The organism is Streptomyces sp. P3 (genome assembly GCF_003032475.1).
Lineage (GTDB): Bacteria > Actinomycetota > Actinomycetes > Streptomycetales > Streptomycetaceae > Streptomyces.
Genome location: NZ_CP028369.1, coordinates 8,082,059 through 8,101,942 on the forward strand (window position 1 = coordinate 8,082,059; position 19,884 = coordinate 8,101,942).

At 72.6% G+C, this 19,884-nt stretch carries 20 protein-coding genes and 1 pseudogene; 10 read left to right on the top strand and 11 right to left on the bottom strand.

Features of this window, described 5'->3' with window-relative positions:
• Positions 1–305: 305 nt before the first annotated feature.
• From C6376_RS35680 to C6376_RS35705, 6 genes are all read right to left on the bottom strand, one after another.
• Positions 306–719 carry a hypothetical protein gene (locus tag C6376_RS35680; protein ID WP_107447195.1) on the bottom strand — a complete coding sequence of 138 codons (414 nt, stop codon included), beginning with the start codon at positions 717–719 and terminating at the stop codon, positions 306–308.
• Between the two features lie 48 nt (positions 720–767).
• The gene (locus tag C6376_RS35685; RefSeq protein ID WP_107447196.1) at positions 768–1,193 is read right to left on the bottom strand and encodes an anti-sigma regulatory factor; all 426 of its coding nucleotides are present in this window, start codon (positions 1,191–1,193) and stop codon (positions 768–770) included.
• Complete coding sequence (locus C6376_RS45805) at positions 1,193–1,474, bottom strand: hypothetical protein (RefSeq protein WP_254076196.1); 282 nt, start codon at positions 1,472–1,474, stop codon at positions 1,193–1,195. The genes C6376_RS35685 and C6376_RS45805 overlap by 1 nt, the downstream gene beginning before the upstream one ends.
• Positions 1,475–1,629: 155 nt before the next feature.
• A complete protein-coding gene (locus C6376_RS35695; RefSeq protein ID WP_107447197.1) occupies positions 1,630–3,381 on the bottom strand; it encodes a SulP family inorganic anion transporter in 1,752 nt (583 codons plus the stop codon).
• Positions 3,378–3,602, bottom strand: coding sequence for a hypothetical protein (locus C6376_RS35700; RefSeq protein ID WP_107447198.1), 225 nt, complete (start codon positions 3,600–3,602; stop codon positions 3,378–3,380). The genes C6376_RS35695 and C6376_RS35700 overlap by 4 nt, the downstream gene beginning before the upstream one ends.
• Before the next feature lie 167 nt (positions 3,603–3,769).
• Complete coding sequence (locus tag C6376_RS35705) at positions 3,770–4,129, bottom strand: zinc ribbon domain-containing protein YjdM (protein ID WP_107447199.1); 360 nt, start codon at positions 4,127–4,129, stop codon at positions 3,770–3,772.
• Between the two features lie 403 nt (positions 4,130–4,532).
• Here C6376_RS35705 and C6376_RS35710 point away from each other — a divergent pair, with 403 nt between their 5' ends.
• The 5 genes from C6376_RS35710 (at position 4,533) to C6376_RS35730 (ending at position 10,330) form a co-directional block, all read left to right on the top strand.
• Entirely contained in the window at positions 4,533–5,546 is a 1,014-nt protein-coding gene (locus tag C6376_RS35710; protein WP_107447200.1) for a 2-hydroxyacid dehydrogenase, read from the top strand.
• A gap of 245 nt (positions 5,547–5,791) precedes the next feature.
• Complete coding sequence (locus C6376_RS35715) at positions 5,792–6,784, top strand: nitroreductase (RefSeq protein ID WP_107447201.1); 993 nt, start codon at positions 5,792–5,794, stop codon at positions 6,782–6,784.
• Between the two features lie 751 nt (positions 6,785–7,535).
• Positions 7,536–7,787: a FeoA family protein gene (locus tag C6376_RS35720; protein ID WP_107447202.1), complete on the top strand. Its 252-nt coding sequence runs from the start codon at positions 7,536–7,538 to the stop codon at positions 7,785–7,787.
• Positions 7,784–9,733, top strand: coding sequence for a ferrous iron transporter B (locus C6376_RS35725; RefSeq protein ID WP_107447203.1), 1,950 nt, complete (start codon positions 7,784–7,786; stop codon positions 9,731–9,733). Before C6376_RS35720 ends, C6376_RS35725 begins: the two co-directional genes overlap by 4 nt.
• An 18-nt stretch (positions 9,734–9,751) precedes the next feature.
• Positions 9,752–10,330, top strand: a complete 579-nt coding sequence (locus C6376_RS35730) for a NifU family protein (protein WP_216825644.1) — start codon at positions 9,752–9,754, stop codon at positions 10,328–10,330.
• Positions 10,331–10,497: 167 nt separating this feature from the next.
• On the opposite strand, the pseudogene C6376_RS35735 reads toward C6376_RS35730, so the two are convergent.
• From C6376_RS35735 to C6376_RS44075, 4 genes and pseudogenes are all read right to left on the bottom strand, one after another.
• Positions 10,498–10,758, bottom strand: a pseudogene (locus C6376_RS35735) (DUF6457 domain-containing protein); the annotation flags it as partial.
• A 69-nt stretch (positions 10,759–10,827) separates the two neighbouring features.
• Positions 10,828–11,463, bottom strand: a complete 636-nt coding sequence (locus C6376_RS35740) for a vitamin K epoxide reductase family protein (RefSeq protein WP_254076197.1) — start codon at positions 11,461–11,463, stop codon at positions 10,828–10,830.
• Complete coding sequence (gene narI, locus C6376_RS35745; protein WP_107447205.1) at positions 11,460–12,236, bottom strand: respiratory nitrate reductase subunit gamma; 777 nt, start codon at positions 12,234–12,236, stop codon at positions 11,460–11,462. The genes C6376_RS35740 and narI overlap by 4 nt, the downstream gene beginning before the upstream one ends.
• A gap of 337 nt (positions 12,237–12,573) precedes the next feature.
• On the bottom strand, positions 12,574–12,711 hold the full coding sequence (locus C6376_RS44075) for a hypothetical protein (protein WP_159083355.1): 138 nt from the start codon (positions 12,709–12,711) through the stop codon (positions 12,574–12,576).
• Positions 12,712–13,116: 405 nt separating this feature from the next.
• Here C6376_RS44075 and C6376_RS35750 point away from each other — a divergent pair, with 405 nt between their 5' ends.
• The 5 genes from C6376_RS35750 (at position 13,117) to C6376_RS35770 (ending at position 19,174) form a co-directional block, all read left to right on the top strand.
• On the top strand, positions 13,117–13,950 hold the full coding sequence (locus C6376_RS35750; protein ID WP_107447206.1) for a DUF2249 domain-containing protein: 834 nt from the start codon (positions 13,117–13,119) through the stop codon (positions 13,948–13,950).
• A 98-nt stretch (positions 13,951–14,048) separates the two neighbouring features.
• Positions 14,049–14,552, top strand: coding sequence for a hypothetical protein (locus tag C6376_RS35755; RefSeq protein WP_107447207.1), 504 nt, complete (start codon positions 14,049–14,051; stop codon positions 14,550–14,552).
• A 305-nt stretch (positions 14,553–14,857) separates the two neighbouring features.
• Complete coding sequence (locus C6376_RS35760) at positions 14,858–16,132, top strand: TIGR04053 family radical SAM/SPASM domain-containing protein (protein WP_107447208.1); 1,275 nt, start codon at positions 14,858–14,860, stop codon at positions 16,130–16,132.
• Complete coding sequence (locus tag C6376_RS35765) at positions 16,113–18,728, top strand: multicopper oxidase domain-containing protein (protein WP_216825645.1); 2,616 nt, start codon at positions 16,113–16,115, stop codon at positions 18,726–18,728. Before C6376_RS35760 ends, C6376_RS35765 begins: the two co-directional genes overlap by 20 nt.
• Positions 18,728–19,174, top strand: a complete 447-nt coding sequence (locus C6376_RS35770; protein WP_107447209.1) for a hypothetical protein — start codon at positions 18,728–18,730, stop codon at positions 19,172–19,174. Before C6376_RS35765 ends, C6376_RS35770 begins: the two co-directional genes overlap by 1 nt.
• A gap of 77 nt (positions 19,175–19,251) precedes the next feature.
• Here the strand turns inward: C6376_RS35770 and C6376_RS35775 are convergent, their stop codons facing one another.
• Positions 19,252–19,674, bottom strand: a complete 423-nt coding sequence (locus C6376_RS35775) for a pyridoxamine 5'-phosphate oxidase family protein (protein WP_107446358.1) — start codon at positions 19,672–19,674, stop codon at positions 19,252–19,254.
• Positions 19,675–19,884 lie beyond the last annotated feature (210 nt).

A 19,884-nucleotide genomic window follows, 5' to 3' on the forward strand; every position in this document is an offset into this window, starting at 1 on the left:
CCGGATCGCCGCATCCGGCAATGACGACCTCAGGAATTGCCAATATTAGCAATTTCTGAGGTCGCGTGAGGAGGGTGACATGAGGCGAACCGCGCTGCGCGGCACCGGCGTCGCCTGACTCACCTGCCCCGGCTGCCGCCGCAAGTGCGGTGACATCGCCGTCGGACCGAGTGGCGGATTCCCGCGGCCCGAGCCCGTCGGCCGGGCGCACCGTCGGCCGTCCGTCGCGCCGCTGTCACGCCCGCCGGCCACGGCGACGGGGCCTTCGCCCTGTGGCGAGCCGACGGGGTCGGGCGCCGACGGGGTCAGGTGCCCGGCGGGTTCTCGTCAGTCCATCCGGTGGTGCGCCACTCGTGGCGGCCCTGGACGTGCTCTCCGATTCCCGGGGCGTGCGCGGCGAGAGCGGCGGCCAGGTCGGCGTGCACCGGGATCGGCACCCCGTCTCCGGTCGGGACGAGGGAGCCGTCGGCGGGGATGGCGGCAAGCTCCAGGCTGCGTCCGGCCTCCGCCATGCAGCGCGCGGCTTCGGCGATCGCCGCCTGTCCCTCGGCCGACCAGCCGCGCAGCTCGGTCAGCTCGACGATCACCGGCCCGGTGCCGCGGGCCAGGGCCCAGCCGATGGCGCCGGTGAAGCGGTGCACCGCCTCCGGGCCGAGGCATCCCGCGACAGAGAGGATGCCGAGGTTCTCCCCGACGGTGTAGCGCCAGTCGATGGTCATCGGGTGAGCTCCCTTGTGCGGGTTGCAGGTGGTATGCGTGACCATCGGTCAGAGGGGCAGGGTGATCCAGATGCTCTTGCCCCGGCCGTCGGCGTCCGCGCGGACCACCGCCGTGCCGCCCAGGCCGAGGGTGATCTCCATGACGGTGGCCAGACCGCCCGTGCCGGAAACGGCGAGCGCCCCGTACAGGGCGGGCTGGTAGGGATGGCGGTCATGGACGGCGAAGGCCAGACAGTCCGGGCCCGCCGCGTAGATCACGGTCATCGTCGGGGAGAGGTCCGCGGCATGGCGGACGCTGTTGGTGACCAGCTCGCTGAGGATCAGCAGGGCCGGGCCCACCGTGGGGTGACGCATCCCTACCCGCCATTCGACCAGGGCCCGCTCGGCCGTCTCGCGTGCCGTCCGTACCGCGGACGGTTCGGTGGGCAGCGTGAGCACGTGCCGGTAGGGCAGGGCTTCGAGCCGCGTGGACATCACACCTCCGCGCGGGCAGGGCGCAGACCTGTGCCGGTTCGGGGACGCGGGCTCAGCAGGACGTCGTGCGCGCCGTCGGTCCGGGTCCTCGGGGTGCGCCGGAGGGGGGCACCCCGCATGCCCTTGAGGCAGTGGGGGCGGGCGGCCTCGTCGAGGTCTGTGATCACCGCGGCGGGACCGGAGACGGTGACCGTCGTGCCGGTGCCGGGCACGCCACGGATCTCGTCCACTCGGTACGTCGCCGTCGCGGGCACCACCGCGGCCGGGGAAGGCGTACGCACGACCGGGCGGCCGTGTTCCACATGTGCCGGGTGGGCCGGATCACGGTCAGGTTCCGCTGCCGGGTGCGTCGGCCGGCCGGTGCTGCCGCCCTCAGCCGGCCGCAGCGCATCCGCACCAAAGACCCCGGCCACACGGAGGGGAACGGGCGGAGTGCTCATCGCAAGGTTTCCTTGCTGGAGGTGTTGGAGGTGCTGGACACACCGGGGGCTCGGGGACTCCGGGCGGGAACGGCGCGCAGCACGCCGGCCGCCTCCAGGTGACCGCGGGCGGCTCGGATCGCCTCGGGGGTGGTGTCGTACTCCCCGCCCTCATGGCGCAGCAACTCCGTCGCGCCGACGGAGTCCAGGACCTGCCGATGGTCCGGGCGCACCCCGGAGGTGAGGACCGTGATGCCGCGACGGCGCAGTTTCTCCACCGCGTCCTTCAGGACCAGGGCGCCGGTGGCGTCCATCGTCGACACCCGGGACATCCGCAGGATCACGACGCGGACGTCGGCGACGTCGGTCAGCTCCAGCAGGAAGCGGTGGGCGGCGGCGAAGAACAGCGGACCGTCGATGCGATAGGCCACGATGTGCTCGGCCAGCAGCGCGTGTTCCTCGGCGCTGTGGTCACCTCGGTCGAGCGGCACCTGGTCGAAGCGGGCCTGCTTGGCGACGGCACGCAGCGCGAGCGCGCCGGAGACGGCGAGGCCGATGATGACGGCGTACACGAGGTCCAGGGCCAGGGTCGCGACGGCGGTCAGGACGAGGATCAGCGCGTCCGAGCGGGTGGCCTTCGCCATGGCCCTCAGCGAGCCGACCTCGACCATGCGGACGGCCGTGGCCAGCAGCACGCCCGCCAGCGCGGCGAGCGGGATCTTCGAGACCAGAGGCGCCGCCGCGAAGACGATCACGGCGAGGACCGCCGCGTGGGTGAGGGCGGCGATCCGGGAGCTCGCGCCGGTGCGGACGTTGACCGCGGTACGCGCGATCGCGCCGGTCGCCGGTACCCCGCCGAACAGCGGGGCGGCGATGTTCGCCAGCCCCTGGCCGAACAACTCGCGGTCCGGGTCGTGGCGTTGGCCGACCGTCATGCCGTCGGCGACCGAGGCGGACAGCAGGGACTCCAGGGCGGCCAGGGCGGAGACCGCCACGGCCGGGGCCATGAGCGTCCCCAGGGAGCCGATGTCCAGGAAGGACAGCGAGGGCGCGGGCAGCCCGGCCGGCAGGTCGCCGATCGGTTTCGCCGCGTCCAGCCCGGCGGCCTGCGCGACCACCGTCGCCGCGATCACGGCCAGGATGGAGAACGGAACGGTCGGCCTCCATCGCGCCCCGACCAGCATGACCGCGGCGACGGCGACGGCGAAGCCGAGCGCGGTCCAGTTCGGGGACTTCGTGAACTCCTCCACCGCCCGCCAGGTCACCACCAGCACCCGGTCGCCCTCGGGCCCGGGTACGCCGAGTGCGTTCGGGACCTGCTGCAGGCCGATCACGCAGGCGATGCCGAGGGTGAAGCCCTCGACCACGGGCGCCGGAATGTACTGCATGTAACGGCCGGCCTTGAGTACGGCCAGCGCCACGAGGATCACGCCGGCCATCAGGCCGACCGTCAGGACGCCCGTGGGCCCGTACTCGCCCACGATGGGCACGAGAACGACCGTCATGGCGCCGGTCGGCCCCGACACCTGCAGATTCGACCCCCCGAACACCGCGGCGAGCGCACCTGCGACGACCGCGGTCGCCAGGCCGGCCTCCGCGCCCAGGCCGGAGGAGACGCCGAAGCCGAGGGCGAGCGGCAGCGCCACGATGGCCACAGTCAGCCCGGCCAGCAGATCCCGGCGAGGGTCGCGCCGCGTCTCCGCCAGGTCGGCACGCGTGGGCAGCAGCGAAGTGATCCGGGCCCGGACCCGGCTCGTCTGCGAGGTCATCGCGTGGCGACCTCGCCTTCCCGCAACTCGGTCAGCCGCTCGTTCCGTCCGGCCGGCACCGCCGGCTGCCGCGACAGGCCGGAGGGCTTCAGCGCGACGGCCGCGAGCAGGTCCCGCGCCCGCACCGGTTGCTCCTGGAGCAGCTCCAGTGCCCGTATCCGCACAGGATGCCCCGGCGTCCGGAAGAACTCGGCCTCGGCCTGGTACAGCGGAACGGACACGACTCCTCGGCTTCCCTGCGAACCCCGCCCGGAGGGGCGGACGCGAACGGCTCTGCTCGTGGCTACCTGCATACACAACCAACACAGCATCTAACCAATTGCGAAATTTTGCAATTCTGCAGGTCACTGTGCCGGTGGTCCCGACGGGAAGGGCGGGGGTGGCGGGGTCAGGCTCTCCTGACCACGGCGGACTTCAGCTGCATCGCCCCGAAACCGTCGACCTTGCAGTCGATGTCGTGGCCGTCGACGCCGTCGACGAGGCGGATGCCACGCACCTTGGTGCCGGCCTTGATCCCGGAAGGGCTGCCCTTGACCTTCAGCGCCTTGACCACGATCACGCTGTCGCCGTCCCGCAGCACGTTGCCGACGGAGTCCTTGACGACCCGCACCGCGGAAGCGCCGTCCTCGTCCGCCCCGCTCTCCGCGGGCATCCAGTCATGGCCGCACTCAGGGCACACGACCAGGGTGTTCATCTCGTAGGTGTACTCGCAGGAGCACTTCGGGCATGGAGGAAGGTTCTCGATCACGCCGACAGGTTAACCGGCCCTGACGCGCACGCCGTCGCTCGTCCACGGCGCCGGGAAGATCGACATCGCGGTGTCCCAGGCTCGGAGGACCGTGTCGCGGAGGTGCTGCGAGGATGTGCGGGCCGGCCGTCGGGCATCCCTTTCCCGCACCCGCGGTAGGCGGCACGCCAGGGCGCCGAGCAGGGCCGAAGGTCCCCGAAAGAGGGCCGGGTGTCTGCCGTCCACCCGCCGGGCGAGCGGGCAGGATCGCGTCGGGATGCCCGCAACGGCCGCGATCCCCGCACGCCAGGAGCGGCCCCCGGCGTGTGACGCGGTCCGCCATGCCGTTGAGGCCCGTCGGACCTGCCCCAGGACTCCGCCTCTACGGTGGAGAGATGATCAACCGCCCACGGGAGGGGAACACATGGAGATCATCGCGTACGGGGTCCTCGCGGACGAGGAACCCCTGCTGCACGACGCATTCGCCCGCGAGTTCGGCGAGAGTCATGAACTGCGCTGTCTGCGGCTGTTCCTGAACCGGGACACCGCCCCGACCGCGGCCGGCCGCGAGGTGGTGCTCAGCAGCGTCAACGACACCCTGGACGCGGACGTGCTGCGCGCGCTGGCCGAGGGCGGCACGAGGATGATCGCCCAGCGCTCCACCGGCTACAACAACATCGATCTGACGGCGGCCGAGGCGCTGGGGCTGACCGTGGCGCGGGTTTCGTTCTACTCGCCGTACTCGGTGGCCGAGTTCGCCTGGGCGCTGGCGCTCGCCGTGGACCGCCGGATCGTGCGGGCCGCGCACCGGACCCGGGAGTTCGACTTCAGGCTCGACGGGCTGATGGGCAGGGACCTGCGCGGCCGGACCGCGGGGGTGGTGGGCACCGGGAAGATCGGGGCCGCGTTCTCGCGGATCGCCCACGGCTTCGGGATGCGGCTGCTGGGCTGGGACGTGGCCGAGAACCCCGACTGTCTGGCCCTGGGTATGAAGTACGTCGAACGGGAGCGGCTGTTCGCCGAGGCGGACCTGGTCAGCCTGCACGTGCCGCTGCTGGAGGACACCCACCACCTCGTGGACGCCCGTGTGTTCGCGCTGATGAAGGACGACGCGATCCTGGTCAACTCCAGCCGCGGCGGTCTGGTGGACACCGACGCGCTGTTGGAAACCCTGCGGGCGGGGCGGCTGAGAGGTGTCGGCCTGGACGTGTACGAGGAGGAGGCCGGGGTGTTCTTCCTCGACAAGTCGCTCGAGGTGATGACCGATGAACGCCTCGCGAGGCTGATGACCTTCAACAACGTCCTGGTCACATCCCATCAGGCGTACTTCACCCAGGACGCCGTCGGGCAGATCGCCGAGACGACCGCGGCCAACGTCGTGAACTACTTCGCCGGCCGCACCGGCGACAACACCCTCGTCCGACCGCCCGCCGCCTGAGGTTCCGAGCGCCCGCGGGTGGCTCCGGCGGCATGTGCCGCCGGGGGAGTGGAGGCCGGCGGCCGTGACGCGCCGCAATCGCAACTCACGACCGCGGGCTCCCGTCGGGAGGACACTGGGGGTCGGCCCGCCGGGTGCAGACCGACCGCCCCTGTGATGTGCGGCGGCAAGCCGTCCGCCCCACTGCCCAATGGGGTACCTGATGGCGGCAGGCCCTTGTGGCGGGAGCGAACGAGGAGGCCGACATGGGTTTGCGTCAGCTCGACGAGAAGAGGGTGGCCATGCTGGTGGCCGAGGCCACCGCGGCCCCGTCCATGCACAACGCGCAGCCGTGGCGTTTCCGCTTTCTGTCCGACGAGCGTCTCCTGCTGCTGCGAGCCGATCCGGAGCGGGCCATGCCCCGCTCCGATCCCGGCAACCGGGCGCTGCACATCGGCTGCGGGGCGGCTCTGTTCAACCTGCGCGTCGCCGCCGCGCACGCGGACCTCGTGCCGCGGACAAGGCTGCTGCCCGAGCCGCAGGACCCGCTGCTGCTCGCCGCCGTTCATCTCGCCGACCCGGCCGGGAACCCGCGGGACGACGGCCTGGCGCGGCTGTATCCCGCGATCCGGCAGCGGCACACCAGTCGGCACCCCTTCGCCGAGCAGGACATCCCCGACGAGCTGCGGGCCGTCCTGCGGAGCGCGGCGGCGCGGGAGGAAGCCGAGCTGCTCTTCCCCGGCCTCTGGCACACCGAGACCCTGCTCGACCTCGTCCGAGACGCTGAGAGCCGCGACGCCATGGACCCCGACGCCGGCGAGGACCTGGTCCGCTGGACCCGCCTCGGCCCGGAGGCGGACACCGCCGTCGACGGCGTCCCCGAGTACGCCTTCGGGCCCCGCAAATGGGACGGCAAAGCCCCTGTGCGCGACTTCGCCGGGCGCCGCGCCGTGGCCGACCGCGGCACGACCACCTTCGAGCACACCCCCCACCTGGCCCTTCTGAGCACCCTCGGCGACGGACCCGCCGACTGGCTGCGCGCCGGGCAGGCACTGGAACGCGTCCTGCTGGAGGCCACGCTGGCCGATCTGGCCACCTCCCTGACCTCCCACGCCCTGGAGAGCCGCGAGCTGCGCCTGCTGGCCCGCGACCCGGGATCGGGCACGGGCCAGGTGCAGATGGTGCTGCGCGTCGGCTACGGCCCGAGGGGCCCGGCCACACCCCGCCGCCCCGTCAGGGACGTCCTCGAGATCGTGTGAGTGCCGGAAGAGCGGCCCGCCGGACGGTGCTTCCCGGCGGGCAACGGTCACTGGCGCGTCCGGAACCGGCCACTGGGGAAGCGTACGAAAACAAGGCCGGCACTCTGATGTGGACGGGCCGGCGGAGCCGTCCGGGCGGGGCCGGCCGGTGACGAGGCCGACGGCTCCGGCCTGCGGAGCGTCCGGCCGGAGGTGACGGATCGGTGACCGGCGGCGGCAGAGGCCGACGGGGTCGTCCTGGCAGGGCCGGACGGCCGTCTCGCGAAACCGGGCCGGCCCCGGGCTGCCGAAGCACCGCCGGGCACAGTGCCCTTCACGACTGACGCGACGGCTGATGGCGCAGCCGGTCCGCAACCGGGTGAAGCCGTCGCGCTGTTGGCGAACCTCCCGGGCGCCGAGCCGCTGCCCACGGCCGTCGCCGCACTGGAGCGGCCCCTGGCGGGCAGGCCCGCGAGCGAGGCCGGTGACATGGCCACGGAGCGGGCATCCGCCCCGAACCGATGGTGGCAGCCCTGCCCTTCGTCCGGCGAGCCTGTTGACGGCCCTGTGGTCCTGGCCGATGGGGCCGAAGGGCCCCTGCCACAGGGCTGTAAGCCCCACCTCTCCAGCACGGAGGTGAGGTTAGCGTCGCCTTATCAAACGTTCTTGATGTTCCTTGTGCGGGGTGCTGGTCGCCCCGGTGCGACGTGGTGGAGACCTGGATGAGTGCTGTTGACGGGCTGTACGAGGACTCACGCGGCCGGAGATCACCGTGACGGCCGCGCCGCGCTCACTGGCCGATCTCGTGCCCGGCGCTCGCGCCACGGTGACGGGCGTCGTCGCCGACGGGGCGCCCACCGTGGTCCGCCGGTTGCACGACCTCGGGTTCACGCCGGGAGCGGTGGTGGAGGTGGTACGCCGGGCGCCGCTGCGTGACCCGGTCCTCTACCGCGTCAAGGACTACGAGGTGTGCCTGCGACGGGCCCAGGCCGCTTGCGTGCACGTCGGCGAGGTGCAGCGGTGAGCGCGGGCTGCCACGACGCCGGCGGCACGGACACGACGGTGACCGGAGCACCGCGGATCGCCCTGGTGGGTGCCCCCAACTCCGGCAAGACCAGCGTCTTCAACGGACTGACGGGTCTGCGCGCCAAGACCGGCAACTACCCCGGCGTGACGGTGTCGCGCTTCGTCGGCACGTCCCGGACCGGTCGGCACCGGCACGAGATCGAGGATCTGCCCGGCACCTACAGCCTGGAGCCGGTCAGCCCCGACGAACAGATCACCGTCGATGTGCTCGAAGGCCGGCTGGAGGGCGCGCACCGGCCCGACGCCCTGCTGGTCGTGGTGGATGCCACCACGCTGCGGCGCTCCCTGGGATTCGTCGCCCAGGTCCTCGCCCGCGAGCTGCCGGCCTGTGTGGTGGTGACCTTCACCGACGAACTGGCCCGCCGCCAGGGGCGCCTGGACATCGACGCGTTCGCGCAGGCGCTCGGCGTGCCCGTGCAGCCCGTGGTCGGCCACCGCGGCCTGGGCATCGCGCAGCTGCGCGAGCGGCTCACCACATGGCGCAGCTGGCCGGCCCCTGCCGTGCCACCGCCCGCCGACCCCGCCGAGCGCGACGCCTGGTCGGAATCGGTCCTGGCCTTCGCCGGCTACCGGCCTCCCGAACACCACCGGGGCACCCGGCGCGTGGACGCGGTGGTGCTGCATCCGGTGTGGGGGCCGATGGTGTTCTTCGCGGTCATGGCGCTGTTCTTCCAGACTGTCTTCACGCTGGCCGCCCCGCTGCAGAACTGGGTGGAGACGCTCTTCGCGTGGCTGTCGGGCCAGGTGCACGCCCATGTCGACAGTCCGAGGCTGTCCGGCCTGCTGGGCGACGCCCTCATCGGCGGTGTCGGCGGCGTGCTGGTGTTCGTTCCGCAGATCGTGCTGCTGTTCCTGCTCCTGGCCCTGCTGGAAGGGGTGGGCTACCTGGCGCGGGCGGCGTTCCTGATGGACCGGGTGATGGCCCGCTTCGGCCTCGAGGGCCGGGCCTTCGTGGCGCTGCTGTCGTCGTTCGCCTGCGCGATCCCCGGCATCCTGGCCACCCGCACGCTGCCCTCGGCCAAGGACCGCCTCGCCACGATGATGGCCGCGCCCCTGATGACCTGCTCGGCACGACTGCCGGTCTACGTGCTGCTCATCGGCCTGCTCGTCGACCCGTCCGCGAAGGCCGGCCCGTTCGGCGCGCAGGGCCTGGTCATGTTCGGCCTGTACCTGCTGGGCGCCGTATCCGCGATGCTGGCCGCCTGGGCGTTCAAGAAGCTCGGCGACCGTCACGGACAACCGGTGCCGTTCTTCATGGAACTGCCGCCCTACCGGCTGCCCGCCCCGCGCGCGGTGCTGGTGGCGATGTGGTCCTCCGCACGCGCCTTCCTGCGCAAGTGCACGACCGTCATCGTCGCCACCAGCGTCCTTCTGTGGCTGCTGCTGAACCTGCCCCTGTACACGGACGCGCAGCTGCGGACGGCCGGCGTCGACACCACCGACTCCGTCGCCGTGTCCGCCTACACCGTCGACCACAGCTACGCCGCCGACCTCGGCCGCATGGTCGCCCCCGTCTTCGACCCGCTGGGCTTCGACTGGCGCATCAACGTCGGTGTCCTGTCGGCCCAGGGTGCCCGCGAGACGTTCGTGGCCACCCTCGGGCAGGTCGCCGCCGCCGACGACCCCGAACACCCGGGCCGGGCACTACAGGCCATGACGTACCCCGACGGGCCCCGCGCCGGAGAGCCGGTGTTCACCGCCCCCACCATCGCAGCCCTGCTGGTCTACTTCGTGTACGCCCTGCAGTGCATGGCCACCGTGGCGGTCCTGCGCCGGGAGAGCGGCACCTGGAGATGGCCGGCGATCGCCCTCACCTATCTGACCGTACTGGCCTGGCTGATGGCCTACCTGGCCCGGACGGTCACCGTCCTGCTGGGCGGGTGAGCGGCGGCCATGATTCCCATGCATCCTCAGCAGATGCCCGGCCGGCCCGACCGGCTGCGCTGGGTCATGTCCGGCGACGTCCTCACCGGCAGGGGCACCGGCCCGCTCGCCGACGTACCCGCACCGCTGGCCGCGCTGCTGGCCGACGGCACCCTCGCGCAGATCACCCTGGACGGCGAGGCAGTGATCACCTGCCTCGGCGCGGAACGCAACTGGTCCGAAGAGGGCGCCCGGGTCCGCAGCGCGTTGTACGCCGCCCTCGACGACCCCGCCGGATGGATCACGGTCGACGGCACCTCCTCCTGCGACGACGACGAGCAACTGCACGGTGTGGCACGCGAGGTCCTCGCCGGGGAGGTGGGCGACTTCGTCCGGTCCCACGGCGGCAGCATCGAACTCGTCGGCGTTCGCGACGGCATCGTCACGGTCCGCCTCGGCGGCGCCTGCCACGGCTGCCCCGCCTCCTGGTTCACGCTGCACCAGCGCCTGGAGCGCCGGCTGCGGCAACGCCATCCCGGTCTGCGCGAGGTCCGCAACGCAGCCTCACCGGGCGGCCTGTTCGGCCGTGCGCCCGCCTCGCACGAGGGGACCTCCTGACCACGCCGACACAGCCGGTTGTCCCTGTGCCCCTGACCTCACGATGGTCTGCGAGGCCAGGGGCACAGGGACAACCGGGAACACCGGGAACACGGAACACCGGGGGCACAGCGACGGAGGGACACCTAGACACAGGGGCAGTCGGACGGGGCGGCGCGGAGGACTTGTCACGCGGTCCGGGGACCGTGGCCGGCTTCACCGGCCCACCGGGCGGCGAGGTCCCCGGCGCGTCGGGCCGCATCCGCCACTGCTCGGGAGCCGCCGCCCGCACGGCCCGCCGCATACCCGACGAGGAAGGTCGTCAAAGGGGCCGCGGGCCGGGCGACGCCGTGTGCGGCATCGCCCGCGAGGGCGAGGAGCAGGGCCCGGTCGACTTCCAGGTCGATGCCCAGGTCGGCCTTCACCACCGCCGTCCACTCCCTCAGTACGTCGTCCACGATCAGGTCCTCCTTCGTCCGTGTGATCAGCGAGCAGGCGGTGCGCAGCGCCGTGGCCGGCTACATCAGGCTGCTCCAGTACGGCCAGAAGCGGGTCAGGACCAGGAGAGCGATCACCCCGTACCAGGCGCCGAGCAGTATCCAGTGCGTGTCCCGGACGACCGCCAGCACACCCCGGGGCGCGGGGATCACTCCCCGCTCCAGGCAGTGCACGGTGATGTACCAGAACAGGGTGATGGTGACGATCCAGACGACGGCGCAGTAGGGACAGAGCTTGTTGAGTTCGTAGAGCGACTGCCCGATCAGCCAGTGCACGAACACCACCGCCGCCAGCATCCCTGCCTCCAGCGCGAGCCACAGCCCACGGTGCAGGCGCGCCCCGGAGAGGACGGCGACGCCCAGGGCGGTCACCGCGGCGAAGGCGCCGAGTCCGAGCAGCATGTTGGGGAAGCCGAAGAGGCTGCCCTGCGAGCTGGACATGACGCTGCCGCAGCTCACGACGGGGCTGATGTTGCACGGTGGTCGGTAGGCGGGGTCCTTCAGGAGCCGCCAGTCGTCCACCGTGAGCTGGAAGGAGGCGAGCCAGCCGACGATCCCGGTGACGAGCATGACCAGGCCCGTTCGGCGGCTCGCGCCCACCGCGTTCGTGCGCGGGGCGGTCGTGGCGTCCGGTGCGAGCGCGGGTGTGTGGCTCATGCCGCCCGCCCGGTGGATGCCGACCGTCGCCGGCCCCCCGCTGCCGTCGGAGCCGGTGTGGCCCGTCGGCGGTAGACCAGGTAGGGCCGGGTGAGGTAGCCGACCGGGGCGCTCCACACGTGGACGAGGCGGGTGAAGGGCCAGGCGGCGAAGAGCAGGAACGCGCTCAGGGCGTGGAGCTGGAACAGCAGGGGTGCTCCGGCGATGGCTTCGGGGTGGGGTTGCAGGACGAACAGGCCGCGGAACCAGACGGAGACGGTGGAGCGGTAGTCGTAGCCGGGGCCGAAGACGTTGTGGGCGGCGGTGGCGGTGATGCCGAGCAGGACGGTGGCGGACAGCAGGGGGAAGAGCAGTTTGTCGCTGCGGTCGGTGCCCAGCCGGATCGATCGTGTCAGCAGGCGGCGTGCGGACAGCATGCCCAGTCCGGCGACCATGGCGATGCCCGCGACGGAGCCGGCCCAGACGGCTGTGGTGTGGTAGGCGTGTTCGGTGATGCCGGCGGCTTCGGTCCATGAGTCGGGGACGGCGAGTCCCACGACGTGTCCGGCGATCACCATGAAGGCGCCCAGGTGGAACAGGGGGCTGCCGTAGCGCAGCCAGCGGTGTTCGAGGAGCTGGGTGGTGCGTGAGGTCCAGCCGAACTGGTCCTGCCGGTAGCGCCAGACGTGTCCGACGGCGAACACCGCGAGACAGATGTAGGGCACGGCGACCCACAGCAGCAGGTCGGCGCCGCTCGTAGAGGCGGGGGCCAGGGGGGTGGGGGCGGCGCTCATCGGGGGCCTTCCGTACGGCTGGTCGGAGCGGGTGGCACGCAAGTGGGCGGGGTGGGCGTGGAAGGCACGCGGATGCCCGGAGGGGCGAACTCGCCGTCTCCGTGGCGCTCCGGCGCCCCGGGGTCCTGTGCGGCGGACCAGTCGGTGAACCGGGCCGGGTGCTCCGCCGCGGGCGTGGCCGGCAGGGCCTTCACCACGGCTGTCGACTCCGCCCGGACCGAGGTCGGTTCAGGGCCGGAGCGCGGCAGGATCAGCTGTATGCCCGCGCCTTCGCGGAGGCGCCGGTGATCTCGGTCCGGGCTGCCACGAGGTCGCCGAACCGCTCGTGGGCTTCGCGTCACAGCTTCAGCAGGGTGCCGCGCACGTACGGACAGCGGACCCGGCCGGGGGAGCAGGTGCGCAGTCGGCGGGCCGCAGGCGGCCGGCCTTCACCCGCGCTCGGCGCCCGACGCCGCGCGTTCTGATCGTTCTCCATGACTGGGAACGCTATGGGGCGCGGGCCTTGCCGCACCTGGGGCCGCCGGTCCCTGCCGGGTGGCCTTCCGGCCCGTCCGCGGCGCTCCCAACAGGGACCAATGGCCCCGGTGCCGGGCCCGGTCGGCCAGGGAGTCGGGCAGGCTCGTCATGCATGCTGGGCACTGATCGAACCGCAGATGCCCATCTGTCAGGTACGACCGCATCCCGCGCCCGTTCTGGTGGCCGATCCCCCGTCCCTGGCCGCCGCGGGCGCAGCGGGTAAGGCGCGTGTCGCCCGGTTCGATCGTGCGTCCGGCCGCCCGGTGCGGCCGGACGCCGCATCCACCCGGGCGCCGGCACCGCGGATGCGCGTTTCCCCACCCATGGGCCGGCTGAGCCGCCCCGACCTGCTGGAGACACCGCCATGAGCGAGCTGACCCTTGCCTCGGACGCCGAGGACGCCACGGCCCTGCAATCAGCCGAGGCCCACCACGCCCGACTCGCCGGCGAACTGGCCGGACGGGTGAAAATGCTGCTCACCGCCGTCCACCGCGACCCGAGCGCCGCCGAGCAGCTCCACGCCGGTCTCGTGGCCTTCTGCGACCGTTCGCTCCTGCCCCACGCCGCGGCCGAGGAAGCCGCGCTCTACCCCGCCGCCCACCGCATCCCCGAGGCCCGCCTGCTCGTCGAGAGCCTGATCGGCGAACACCGCTGCCTCACCACGCTCGTCGGCGCCCTGCGCGCCGCACCCGAACCGGTGGACGCCGCAGCCGACGCCCGGGCCCTCCAGGTGCTCTTCGAGGAGCACCTGGCCAAGGAGAACGGCCTCGTGCTGCCGCTGCTCGCCATGACCCCCGACGTCCGTCTGGCGGAACTGCTCACGGACATGCACCACCGGCTCGCGAACGACTCGTCCACCAAGGGCGCAACCCAGGACCGGCACCACGAGGAAGGCCACGACATGTACGAACGGCAGAACGAGGAGACCGGCGGCTGCGGCGGAGTGTGCGGCTGCGGCGGTGCGCAGGAGGAGAACGAACCCCAACTGGACGTCCGGGACGTGCCGCACGCCATACGACACGCCACGGTCTTCGGCGCCCTCGACGCCGTCCCCGCCGGCACCGCGATGGTACTGGTCGCCCATCACGACCCGCTGCCGCTGCTCGCGCAGATCGAGCAGCGCAGCCCCGGGGTGTTCTCGGTGGAGTACCTGGAACGCGGCCCCGAAGCCTGGCGACTGCGGCTCAGCCACCGCTGACCCCGCGCCACTCGTCCCGGCGGTGCGTGCACCCGGCCCCAGCCGACGTGCACACGCCGTCACGCAACCCGCAGCAAAGGAAAGAAGGAAGACACGTCATGGACGGATCGCACCGCCGGGCCGGCACCCTGCTCGGGACGGTCGGCGCAGCGCTCGTGGTCGCCGGACCCGTCATGCTGTGGCGCGGCCGCAGCGGCAGGAAGGAGATCACCACCGAGCTGGCCGCCCAGAAGATCGCCTTCCCCGAACGCGGGCTGCCCGCCGACCTCGCCGCCTACGCCGGCCGACGGGTGGAAACCGGCCCCGAGGCGCACGCCTACGCCGAGTTCATCAGGGGCAACCTCGCCAAGGCCACCGGCGGCCGTACCTACGCGGAGATCACGACCGAGCTGCACGCCGCCGGAGGCGACGACGAGAAACTCTCCCAGCTGCGCCAGACCGCGTTCATGGGCCAGTCCCTGCGCGCCTCGCTGATGTCCGCCTACCAGGCATGGCACCTCACGACCCTGGTCACGGGTCTGGGCGCCGCGTTCACCGGCCTGGGAGGCGCGCTGGTGGCCACCGCGGGCGCCCTGACCTCCCGCTCCTCGAACCCCACCTGACCCTGCCGCAGCCCTACGGCCCGACCGGCCCTGCGCCACCTCGCGCGAAGAGGGACTGTCGGCCCTGCCAGTGAAGACCATCGGCCGCCGCGCCGAGCACCGCCGCCGGTGGATGCTGACGGCGACCGATCCGGAGGTAGTCCCGTGCACGACCACATCGACCGCCAAAGAGGCCGATTCCACCGCTGTCGCTCGCGGTGGGTGCCGCGCACGGCCCGGCCCGGCCATCGTCCGGCCGCCCGCCTCGTCTGCCCTGACTCCAGGGCGGCCGGACACAGCGCGAGGGCGCTCGGAAGGGCCGTGCGATGAGCGCCCCCGCCCACGCCATCCGGCGCCAGCGGCACGACGCGGCCGAGCGCCCGTTCATCGTCATCTGGGAGTCCACCCGGGCCTGTCCGCTGGCCTGCCTGCACTGCCGGGCCGAGGCCGTGCCCGACCGCGACCCGCGAGAACTGGACACCGCGGCCGCCAAGGACCTGCTGCGCCAGGTGGCCGACTTCGGGCAGCCCGCCCCACTGTTCGTGATCACCGGCGGCGACCCGTTCCAGCGCCCCGACCTGTGCGAACTCATCGCGTACGGCAGGGAAGCGGGCGTCCGGGTCGCTGTCTCCCCCTCTGGCACGCCGACGCTCACCGAGGAACGGCTGCGGGAAGTGCACGCGGCGGGCGCGTCCGGCCTCTCGCTCAGCCTGGACGGCTCCACAGCCGAGATCCACGACACCTTCCGCGGGGTGCCCGGGGTGTTCCGCTGGACCCTGGACGCCTGGGACACCTCCCGCGCCCTGGGGATGAGAGTGCAGATCAACACCACGGTCGCCCGGCACAACCTGCACGACCTGCCCGACATCGTCCGCCTGGTCGCCGACCACGGGGCGATGCTGTGGAGCGCCTTCTTCCTGGTGCCCACCGGCCGCGGCCGCACCCTCGGCGCACTGACCCCCGCCGAGGTGGAGGACGTCCTCAACTTCGTCCACGACGTCGGCCTGGCGGTGCCCGCCAAGACCACCGAGGCCCACCACTTCCGCCGCGTCGCCCTGCAGCGCCAGATCCTCGCCGCCACCGGCGACGACCACGTGGCGGTGCTCGGACTCGGGCCGCTGTACCAGGAGTTGACCGACAGGGCCGCGGTCCTGGGCCTGGACGCCGCCACGCGCCGGGTCCGGCGTCCGCCGCTGGACGTCAACGCGGGCCGCGGCTTCGTCTTCGTCTCCCACACCGGCACCGTGCACCCCAGCGGCTTCCTGCCGCTGAGCGCGGGAAACGTGCGCGAGTCGCCGCTGACGTCGATCTACCGCACCTCACCGCTGTTCACCGGCCTACGCGCCGACGGCATGCTCGGCGGCCGGTGCGGGCAATGCGAGTTCCGGCGGGTCTGCGGCGGCTCCCGCTCCCGCGCCTACGGCGTCACCGGCGATCCGTTCGCCGAGGAACCGTGGTGCGGCTACGTCCCCGGTTCCTTCCCACACCAACGGGAACTGGCCGCGCTGCTGTCCGGCGACACGGGCGATCCCTCGCCGGCCCGTCCCGGTCCGACCGCCGCAGAAGGCGGCAAGGAGCACCGTGTACAGCAAGAACGATGACCCGGCCGGGGGCGGTGGCCACCCGCCCAGCAGGTTCAAGGCGTCCGGCCTGCGCAGCCGCCACCTGGGCGCCCACATCCTGGTCGCGGTCTGGGTGGTGCTCGCACTGTCGGCGGCGAGCATCCAGCAGACGCTGCCGGTGGCCCGCTGGCTGGCCATCCACCTGTTCCTGCTCGGTGCCGCCACCACCGCCATCGTGGTGTGGAGCGAGCACTTCGCCGTCGCCATGCTCCACGCCCGGCCACCGGACCGGCGCTGGAGCGACGCCCGGCTGGCCGGCGTCAACATCGGCACGCTGGGTGTCCTGACCGGTGTGTGGGCCGACCGGTCCGTCCTGACCGGCGTCGGCTGCGTACTGCTGATCGCCGCAGTCGGCGCGCACCTGACGGTGCTGGTCCGCATGGGCCGGGGCGCGCTGGGCGGAAGGCTCGCCCCGATCGCCGACTACTACCGGGCCGCCGCGGCGGCACTGGTCGTCGGCGCGGTGCTGGGCTGGCTGCTGGCCACCGGCAAGGCCGGTGCGGAGCACTACAGCGGCCTGAAGCTGGCTCACGTGCACGTCACGCTCCTCGGCTGGATCGGACTGCCCGTGCTGGGCACGCTGTTCATGCTCTGGCCCACCGTGCTGGGCGTGCGCATGGCCGAGCGCACCACCCGGTCGGCACGCCGGGTGCTGGTGCTGACCGGGGGCGGCCTGCTGACCGCCGTCGCCGGGCTGTCAGCCGGATCGCGCCCCGCCGCAGCATGCGGTGTCGCCTTCTACGCGGCCGGTGTCGCCGTCGCGGCGCAGCTGTTCGCCCGAACGGTGCACAGGCGGCCCGCGATCTCCGCAGCCGCCGCATGGATGCTGGCCGCCGCCATGGGGTGGCTGTGCGTCGGCGTCACGGTGGACCTGGTGCTCCTGGCCGCACGGCCGCTCGCCGCGGTCCGGGACGACATCGGCTCCCTTCTCCCGGTACTGCTCGTCGGCCTCGTCGCGCAGGTCCTCATCGGAGCCCTCACCTACTTGCTGCCCATCGTGCTGTCCAGTGGTCCCAAGGAGCGGGCTTCGCTGCGGGCGGTACTCGAACGGGGCTGGGTGGCGCGGGTGGGCGCGCTCAACCTCGGCGTGGCCCTGCCGGCGCTGCCGCTGCCCCACGCCTTCCGGACGGCGGGCATGCTGCTGGCCGGCGGGGCCGGGACCGTCTTCCTCGCCCTCGTCGTACGCGTACTGGTCCGCGGCGGACGGGGCCTTCGCCGGGACGCGGAACAGGGCGGGGCGTCACGGCGTCCGGTCCTGTGGGGCACCGCGGCCGGCACCGTCCTGATCGTGCTGGCCGTGCTCGTGGCCAACAGCGGCGGGGACACCGGCAGTGAGGCGAGCGGCGCCGGAGCGCACGGCGCGGGATCCGGAATCACCCACACCGTCGCCGTCACCCTCGCCGACATGCGCATCCGCCCGGCCCGGATCGAGGTCACCGCGGGCACCGCCCTGAAGCTGAAGATCACCAACACCGACACCCAGCGCCACGACCTCAGGGTCGAGGACGGGCCCACCACTCCGATGCTCGCCCACGGCCAGACCCGCACACTCGAGCTCGGACCGGTCACCGAGAACCGCGAGGCATGGTGCACCTTGCCGGGCCACCGGGCAGCCGGGATGACCATGGACATCGTCGTCACCGGCGCCGCCGACGGGGCGAGCGCGCACGACGGCCACTCCATGACCGCCACGAAAGGTGCCGCTCTCGACCTGTCCGCCGACTTCACCAAGGGCTGGAAAGAGCGCACCGCCGACCTGGCCCCGGCGCCCGGCGGCACGGTCCACAAGGTCGAACTGCACGCAGCCCGTGCGACGGTCGAGGTCGCCCCGCGTGTGAAGCAGCAGATGTGGACCTTCGGCGGCACCGCACCGGGCCCCACCCTGCACGGGAAGGTCGGCGACGTCTTCGAGGTGACCCTCGTCGACGACGACCCGGGCATGGGCCACGGCATCGACTTCCACGCGGGCTCACTCGCCCCCGACAAGCCCATGCGCACCATCCAGCCCGGCGAGCGACTGGTGTACCGCTTCCGCGCCGACAGGGCCGGGGCGTGGCTGTACCACTGCAGCACCGCACCCATGCTCCAGCACATGGGCAACGGCATGTACGGCGCCGTGATCATCGACCCGCCGGGCCTGGCGAAGGCCGACCACGAGTACGTACTGGTCTCCTCCGAGCTCTACCTCGGCACGCCGGGCAGCGCTGCCCAGGTGGCGAAGATGCGTCAGGACATGCCCGACGCCTGGGTGTTCAACGGCGTCGCCAACCAGTACGAGCAGCGGCCCCTGAAGGTGAGGGCCGGAGAGCGGGCCCGCTTCTGGGTCATCGCCGCCGGCCCGTCCGACGGCATCGCCTTCCACATCGTCGGCACCGTCTTCGACACCGTGTACAAGGAGGGCGCCTACCTGCTCAAGCCCGGCGGGGCAGGAGGCTCGCAGGTGCTGGACCTGGCCACGGCGCAGGGCGGCTTCGTCGAGACGACGTTCCCCGAAGCCGGCCACTACGCGTTCGTCGACCACGACATGCGTCACGCCGAAGCCGGCGCGCACGGAATGGTGGAGGTGAGCGGCTGATGGACACCGTCGGCTGGTGGTCCCTGGTGCGGTTCGTGCACGTGGCCGGCGCCGCCCTGTGGGTCGGCGGCCAACTGGCCCTGACGCTGGTGGTCCTGCCGCTGGCCCGTCACCTGCTCGCACCGGAGGCCAAGGACCCCTTCACCGCCGCGGCGGGCCGCCGGTTCGGCATGCTGACCGCAGGGGTGTTCCTGCCCGCGCAGCTGGCCACGGGCTGGGCCATGGCCTGGCACACGGGAGTCACCTGGGCCTCGCTCGCGGAACCCGGCTACGGACGCACCCTCGCGACCAAACTCGCCCTGTTCGTCGTGGTGATGGCCGCCGCGGGCGGGCACGGCATCGCCCACGCCAAGGGCCGTGCCGAACTCGCCCGGATCCTGGCGGTGGTCTCTCTCGTCGGTTCGCTCGGCGTCGTCCTGCTGGCCACCGCCCTGCCCGCCACCTGACCCGCAGCCGAGACGAAGGGAGTCATCGAGCGGCGCCGAGCCCTCCGCGGAAACCAGCGGTCGCTCGGGGGTGCGCCTTACCGCGTGACGTGCGCTCCGGTGAGTTCGCGTCCGGTGACCATCTCGGACTTGATGCGTATGAATGCCGGGTTGTGCAGGGGCATCCAGGAGCTGGGGCCGGTGTGTGAGAGGCGTTCGTGTTCGGCGGGGTCGGTCACGACGGTGGCCCGTCCGGTGACGACCACGCTCCAGCCGGAGCGGGTGGCCGCGTCGAACTCGTCCGCCTCGAAGGCGACCACGACGCCGTCGATGGCGCGTGCGAGGTCCGAGTCCGGTGAGGTGCACAGCAGGACGGAGGCGTCGGTGTCCAGGGAGAAGTTGATGGGCAGGACCGCGGGCAGTGCCTGCCGGGTGTACACCACGCGGCCGACGGGCACCTTGGCCAGCAGGCGCAGGCACTCCTGCCGGTCGAGTGCGCGAAAGGCGTCGTTCTGGGACATCGGTCCAGGGTCCCCGCAGGTGCTGCGTGGAGGTAGGGCCGACCGGCCCACCTTTTCCGGTGATCCGTCGGGAGCGCCGACCCGGGGTCCCTGTTTCGCGCAGGGCGGGCCTGGCGGCCCCGTGCACAGGCAGGCAGGCAGGGCGGGCCTGGCGGCCCCCGTGCGCAGGCCGGCAGGCAGGGCGGGCGGGCCGGCGACCCGTGCGCGGGC